This window comes from Candidatus Megaera venefica (genome assembly GCF_034554655.1).
Lineage (GTDB): Bacteria > Pseudomonadota > Alphaproteobacteria > Rickettsiales > Rickettsiaceae > Megaera_A > Megaera_A venefica.
The window spans coordinates 1-5,944 of the sequence record NZ_JARJFB010000115.1 but is presented as its reverse complement, the minus strand read 5'-3'; the positions used below and the strand labels follow the sequence as shown (position 1 = coordinate 5,944).

The following is a 5,944-nucleotide window of genomic DNA, read 5'->3' as shown; positions in this document are numbered from 1 at the left end:
CTTCAGACACATCAAGATCTTGCTGCAAATATTCATAACCACAAAAATATTGCCAATAAATATTTTCCTTTAGCTCTTCCTCCGTAAACGAATCAGAACCGTTGTACATAGCTTGAAGCATTGATAGTGCTAGCATTACTCTATGATCTTTCTTATTTCTACCAAATTGCTTGATTTCAATGTTAGGCAATGCTCTGGCTTCAAGTTCAGACCAATTTACTAAATCCCTTAGTTTATATAACTTGTTTTTAGGATTTAGTTTTGTAGATAATTTCTCTTCAAATAACCTTTCTTGTTTTTGGAGAAAAGTAATATTTTCTATAGGCATAATTTTAAAATCCGTAAGCTTTATGCGGTAATTATACCATTTTCTTATGGATTTTGTAAGCTGTTTATGACATGAAACCCCTTGTTAATTCAGGCGGGGAGAGTTTTGACGGAGGGACAAAATAACAACGAGATAGGTGAAATGTCGGTGATTATATATTTAGAGAGAACATAGCTTACAGCTCCCATGAAAGGGGGAATTAAAGCTAAGCAATAATACCACCACTTTGTTGTATGATTCATAAAAAAACGCCTACTATGTCTTACTGAAAGAATCGGTGCAGTACATTCATTATAAATCAATTTTAAAATAACCCACTATAGAGATTATATAGTGGGTCAGTTTAAATTTGCAGTTAGGTGTTATTTCTTCCTAATAACTTGTTTTTCTTGAATTCTTGCAGCTCTACCGCTTAGGTATCTTAGATAGTGAAGTTTAGCGCGGCGTACAACGCCTCTTTTTACAACTTCAATTTTTGCAACAATTGGGGAATAGGTCATAAATCTTCTTTCTACACCTTCACCATGGCTTACTTTGCGTACTACAAAAGAAGAGGTAACTCCTCTATTTCTTTTAGCTATAACAACGCCCTCGTATCCTTGAAGTCTAACAGTTGTGCCGTCTATAACGCGAACGCTAATTTTTACTGTATCTCCAGCACTAGATTCTTGAACTTGTCGGCTATTAAGTTATCATCTTGTTCCAGCTTTTAATTGTTTTTATTCATCTATAAGTTAATATTGTACTTACCTTGAATAAGGTAAACATAAATTTAGTCGATTTTTCATGAATATATTTGAGCAAAATATTATTAATATTTATGGAGATAAAGGCAGAAATTGGCTTAAAAATTTGCCCGGGATAGTTAATAGCTTAGCAGCACAATATGGTATATCAAATCTATCACCTGTTACCAATCTAACCTATAATTATGTGTTGGAAGGCTTTCAAGGCACTCAGCCAATTATTTTGAAATGTGGTTTAGATAGCTTGGGGATAAAGAGAGAAGCAGCCGCTCTAAAAGAGTTCTCGGGTGCAGGTAGCGTTAATCTTCTTGCAGAAGGAGAAAAGATGTTATTGCTAGAGCGTATTATTCCTGGAGAATCGCTAAAAAGTTACTGGCCAGATAAAGATAATGAAGCACTAAAAATAGTTATAGACATTATGTATAAGCTATATAACATCCCCTTACCCAAACCTCATATTTTTCCTACTATAATAGATTGGCTTACTGCTTTAGATCGCGATATAAACATACCTAGAAGATACCTTGAAAAAGCACGTTTATTAAAGAATAGTCTCTTAAATACATGTTCCGCGTTTAAACTTTTACATGGAGATTTGCATCATGGTAATATTTTAAATAACAAGGATGAGTGGTTAGTAATTGACCCAAAAGGTGTAATAGGTGAACCTGCTTACGAACTAGCTTATTTCATCCGCAATCCTATTCCTGAATTGCTCCATAATGAATCTGCAACACATATAATAAATTGGCGTGCTGTTAATTCTGCCAAATTTTTTGATATTACCCCGCAAAGAATTCTTAATTGGTCTTTTGTACAAAGCGTACTTTCATGGATATGGGCTTTAGAAGACGGCAGCAATGATGTGACTTATTTTCACCGTTTAACCGAAATTATGGATCCTTTAGTGGTTTTGTAAAACGAAAGCCTGTTATCCTAAACGCAGATATCAAGAGCTTCCTTCCGCTTCAATCAAAGCTCGGGATAACTTGTCACGCTGCATAAGCGCTTCTTGCCATGAAAATAGACCTACTCAACAAGAATTAACATCGTTTTTATATCAAACCTCAACACCCTTTTAATTATATTGGCCTATTTAATCTAACCCCGCCGATAAAGGGCCTAAAATATTTAAGGAGACATAATTCTAATATTCACTTAGAATATATTCGAATAGATAACCAAGGGCATTTATGGAATTAGGCTTAATATTTACCTTATTTGTAATTTTTCTAGCTTTTATCTTTGAGTTTACTAATGGCTTTCATGATGCTGCTAATTCAATTGCAACTATAGTAGCTACCAAGGTTTTAAGCCCACTGCAGGCTGTCATATGGGCTGCTTTTTTTAATTGCGCCGCGTTTTTCTTTTTTAAATTATCAGTCGCTACCACAATAGGCACTGGCCTAGTTAACCCTGAAATAGTTAGCCCTTATCTTATTTTCGCGTCTCTGATCAGCGCAATCAGTTGGAACCTACTTACTTGGTATTATGGTCTTCCTTCTAGCTCTTCTCATGCTTTAATTGGCGGTATTATCGGCGCCTCGATTTACAAAGGTGGCATTTACTCTCTACAATTCTCAGGCCTAACTAAAATTATGGCAGGAATATTACTATCTCCTTTACTAGGAATATTAATAGGCTTGTGTCTAGCTACTCTTATTACTAAGATTTTTAGCAATCCTAATGATAAATGGTTTAAGATCTTACAGCTAGTTTCATCCGCTATGTTAAGCCTATCTCACGGTGGTAACGATGCTCAAAAAACAATGGGCATTATCAGCTTGCTCTTAATATCAAGCTTCTATCAAGGCCAAGAGTTTCATATTCCTTCATGGGTAGTGCTATCTTGCTATGCTGTTATGGGTTTTGGCACTCTTGCTGGCGGCTGGCGAATAGTTCATACTATGGGTCAAAAAATCACCCCCTTAACCCCTATACTTGGCTCTGCAGCAGAGACTGGTGCTACTATAGTAATTTTTGCTGCTACAAGCTTAGGAGCACCAGTATCAACTACTCATACTGTCACTGGTGCTATCGCTGGAGTTGGTCTATCAAGGGGTTTAACCGGAACCAGCTGGTCTATTATGTATAAGATTTTCTTAACCTGGCTTATTACCATACCAGCTACCGGGTTAATTGCCGCAGCAATTATGTTGTTAATTAACCTGAGTTTGATATAAAAACGATGTCAACTCCGGTTGAGTCGGTCTATTTTAATGGCAAGAAGTGCTATGCAACGTGACAAAGTCATCCCGAGCTTTGATTGAAGCTTGCGCCTACCTCTTGGCCAAAGATCCCTAGGTACCAGAAGGAGGATCTTGATATCTGCGTTCTAGATAACAGGCTTTTATTCTAAGAGCAATCTATTAGATATCATGGGTTTATCAAAAGATGATTTTGATAGTATGTTGTGTGAGATATCATCTAACTCAAACATAAAAATCCAGGAAAGCTTATGGAGAATACCTAACAGCGTTTCTGATATTAAGAATATTTCACAATATCTAAACGGTGACACGTACAACGAATTACTAGAATTATACAAAGGTTATTTTATCAATAATGATGCCATAAAACTCTTCCTTCAGAATGGGTTGCTAAATCCGCATATAATTTTCATAAAACCAGAGGTTTCGGTGGCGATTACCCTTATACCGATAAGCACGGCACCCCTCTTCTCGCGTGTACACGAGGAAAATATAGTGATTTTGACGAAATCGATGCTACTCCAAAACATAGTATGTTTTTAGCCGTAGCAGCAGATCATCTAGTAGTGGAGATGGGATCAGGAAGCTTTTTCAGCGAGTGGGAATTGAGTTAATTTATTTTAATTTATATGGTCGGGGCAGAGAGATTCGAACTCCCGACCCTCTGGTCCCAAACCAGATGCGCTACCAGGCTGCGCTATGCCCCGATTTATGTTATTGTATGCACTGGTATAACTCACAAAAGATTATAAATCAACAAAAAAATGAAGAAACGTCGAATAACTAGAAGACAGCTTGATCCATTATCAATATAGAGATATATTCGTAGCAAATATAATTTCTTAGTTTTCATACATGCCCTGCTTTCATGCCACAATTTTGACCATTTTTCCCGAGATGTTTCCCGGACCTTTGGCATACTCTTTAGCAGGGGCAGCTATTAAGAAAGGAATATGGTCGATTGACACCGTTAATATTCGAGATTTCGGAATAACTAAGCATAAAAATGTTGATAGCGCAGCTTGTGGTGGTGGAAATGGCCTTATTATGAGACCAGACGTACTTGGCCCGGCTCTTGACAAAGCCTTGGACATGAGGCCTGGATCAAAAATTTACTACCCCTCACCCAGAGGAGTCCCTTTAACACAAGAATTATCAAAAAAAATAGCGCAAGAAAAAAACATAATTATTTTGTGCGGACGCTTTGAAGGGATTGACGAAAGAGTGATTGACGAGTATAATGCCATACAGATTAGCCTAGGAGACTACATTCTCTCTGGTGGGGAAGTAGCTGCACTGTCAATATTAGATAGCGTTGTCAGACTTTTACCCGGTGTACTTGTGAATAAAGAAACTTTACAAGAAGAATCTTTTGAAACAGAAGCTGAAGGTTTCAAACTAATTGAACATCCGCTTTATACTAAGCCAGTCGAATGGAGAGGAAGAAAAGTTCCAGAAACTTTGCTATCAGGTAATCATGCTGAAATAGCGGAATGGAAAAAAAAAGAATCACTCAGGATCACCTTAGAGCGTAGAAAACAACTTATTTAAGTTTTAAAAACTTATAAGCACAGTAAAAACATTTGGAGCTAACAATGAAAAACGTAATTGAGCAATTTGAAAAAAAACAGATTGAAAAACTCACCGAAAATAAAGAAATACCAGAATTTAGAGCTGGAGATACAGTAAAAATTAGCGTTCGCGTTATAGACGGCACAACTGTTAGACTTCAAGGATACGAGGGCGTTGTTATAGCTAAAAGAAATAGAGGAGTTACCTCTTCTTTTGTAGTACGCAAAGTAAGCCATGGTGAAGGTGTAGAAAGAAGATTTATGACCTATTCCCCAATTGTTGCAAAAATTGAAGTTGTAAAAAGAGGCGTTGTACGCCGCGCTAAACTTCACTATCTAAGATACCTAAGCGGTAGAGCTGCAAGAATTCAAGAAAAACAAGTTATTAGGAAGAAATAACACCTAACTGCAAATTTAAACTGACCCACTATATAATCTCTATAGTGGGTTATTTTAAAATTGATTTATAATGAATGTACTGCACCGATTCTTTCAGTAAGACATAGTAGGCGTTTTTTTATGAATCATACAACAAAGTGGTGGTATTATTGCTTAGCTTTAATTCCCCCTTTCATGGGAGCTGTAAGCTATGTTCTCTCTAAATATATAATCACCGACATTTCACCTATCTCGTTGTTATTTTGTCCCTCCGTCAAAACTCTCCCCGCCTGAATTAACAAGGGGTTTCATGTCATAAACAGCTTACAAAATCCATAAGAAAATGGTATAATTACCGCATAAAGCTTACGGATTTTAAAATTATGCCTATAGAAAATATTACTTTTCTCCAAAAACAAGAAAGGTTATTTGAAGAGAAATTATCTACAAAACTAAATCCTAAAAACAAGTTATATAAACTAAGGGATTTAGTAAATTGGTCTGAACTTGAAGCCAGAGCATTGCCTAACATTGAAATCAAGCAATTTGGTAGAAATAAGAAAGATCATAGAGTAATGCTAGCACTATCAATGCTTCAAGCTATGTACAACGGTTCTGATTCGTTTACGGAGGAAGAGCTAAAGGAAAATATTTATTGGCAATATTTTTGTGGTTATGAATATTTGCAGCAAGATCTTGATGTGTCTGAAG

Annotated in this window: 7 protein-coding genes, 1 tRNA gene and 1 pseudogene; 6 read left to right on the top strand and 3 right to left on the bottom strand. The window is 36.4% G+C overall.

What is annotated here, in order from left to right:
• On the bottom strand, positions 1-328 hold a 328-nt coding region (locus Megvenef_RS06865; protein WP_322776028.1), incomplete at its 3' end, for a transposase.
• 362 nt (positions 329-690) lie between these two features.
• A pseudogene (rplS, locus tag Megvenef_RS06860) lies at positions 691-1,011 on the bottom strand (50S ribosomal protein L19); the annotation flags it as partial.
• Positions 1,012-1,114: 103 nt separating this feature from the next.
• On the opposite strand from rplS (Megvenef_RS06860), the gene Megvenef_RS06855 reads away from it, so the two are divergent.
• The 3 genes from Megvenef_RS06855 (at position 1,115) to Megvenef_RS06845 (ending at position 3,827) form a co-directional block, all read left to right on the top strand.
• Positions 1,115-1,993: an aminoglycoside phosphotransferase family protein gene (locus Megvenef_RS06855; protein ID WP_322777229.1), complete on the top strand. Its 879-nt coding sequence runs from the start codon at positions 1,115-1,117 to the stop codon at positions 1,991-1,993.
• Between the two features lie 274 nt (positions 1,994-2,267).
• A complete protein-coding gene (locus Megvenef_RS06850) occupies positions 2,268-3,257 on the top strand; it encodes an inorganic phosphate transporter (protein WP_322777228.1) in 990 nt (329 codons plus the stop codon).
• A 195-nt stretch (positions 3,258-3,452) separates the two neighbouring features.
• Positions 3,453-3,827: a hypothetical protein gene (locus Megvenef_RS06845; RefSeq protein WP_322777227.1), complete on the top strand. Its 375-nt coding sequence runs from the start codon at positions 3,453-3,455 to the stop codon at positions 3,825-3,827.
• 87 nt (positions 3,828-3,914) lie between these two features.
• Here Megvenef_RS06845 and Megvenef_RS06840 read toward each other — a convergent pair.
• Positions 3,915-3,991, bottom strand: a tRNA-Pro gene (locus Megvenef_RS06840).
• A 148-nt stretch (positions 3,992-4,139) separates the two neighbouring features.
• Between Megvenef_RS06840 and trmD the strand changes: the two genes are divergently transcribed.
• From trmD to Megvenef_RS06825, 3 genes are all read left to right on the top strand, one after another.
• A complete protein-coding gene (gene trmD / locus Megvenef_RS06835; RefSeq protein WP_322777226.1) occupies positions 4,140-4,835 on the top strand; it encodes a tRNA (guanosine(37)-N1)-methyltransferase TrmD in 696 nt (231 codons plus the stop codon).
• A gap of 44 nt (positions 4,836-4,879) precedes the next feature.
• Positions 4,880-5,254 (top strand): 50S ribosomal protein L19, encoded by a 375-nt coding sequence (gene rplS / locus Megvenef_RS06830; protein WP_322777225.1) that lies wholly within the window; start codon positions 4,880-4,882, stop codon positions 5,252-5,254.
• A 362-nt stretch (positions 5,255-5,616) separates the two neighbouring features.
• Positions 5,617-5,944 (top strand): transposase (locus Megvenef_RS06825; protein ID WP_322776028.1); only part of this gene is annotated, 328 nt, incomplete at its 3' end.

What these genes read in the sequence shown, in the direction of transcription:
- rplS (WP_322777225.1), top strand. Translation starts at nt 4,880, where the DNA reads ATGAAAAACGTAATTGAGCAATTTGAAAAAAAACAGATTGAAAAACTC.
- Megvenef_RS06845 (WP_322777227.1), top strand. Translation starts at nt 3,453, where the DNA reads ATGGGTTTATCAAAAGATGATTTTGATAGTATGTTGTGTGAGATATCA.
- Megvenef_RS06850 (WP_322777228.1), top strand. Translation starts at nt 2,268, where the DNA reads ATGGAATTAGGCTTAATATTTACCTTATTTGTAATTTTTCTAGCTTTT.
- trmD (WP_322777226.1), top strand. Translation starts at nt 4,140, where the DNA reads ATGCCCTGCTTTCATGCCACAATTTTGACCATTTTTCCCGAGATGTTT.
- Megvenef_RS06855 (WP_322777229.1), top strand. Translation starts at nt 1,115, where the DNA reads ATGAATATATTTGAGCAAAATATTATTAATATTTATGGAGATAAAGGC.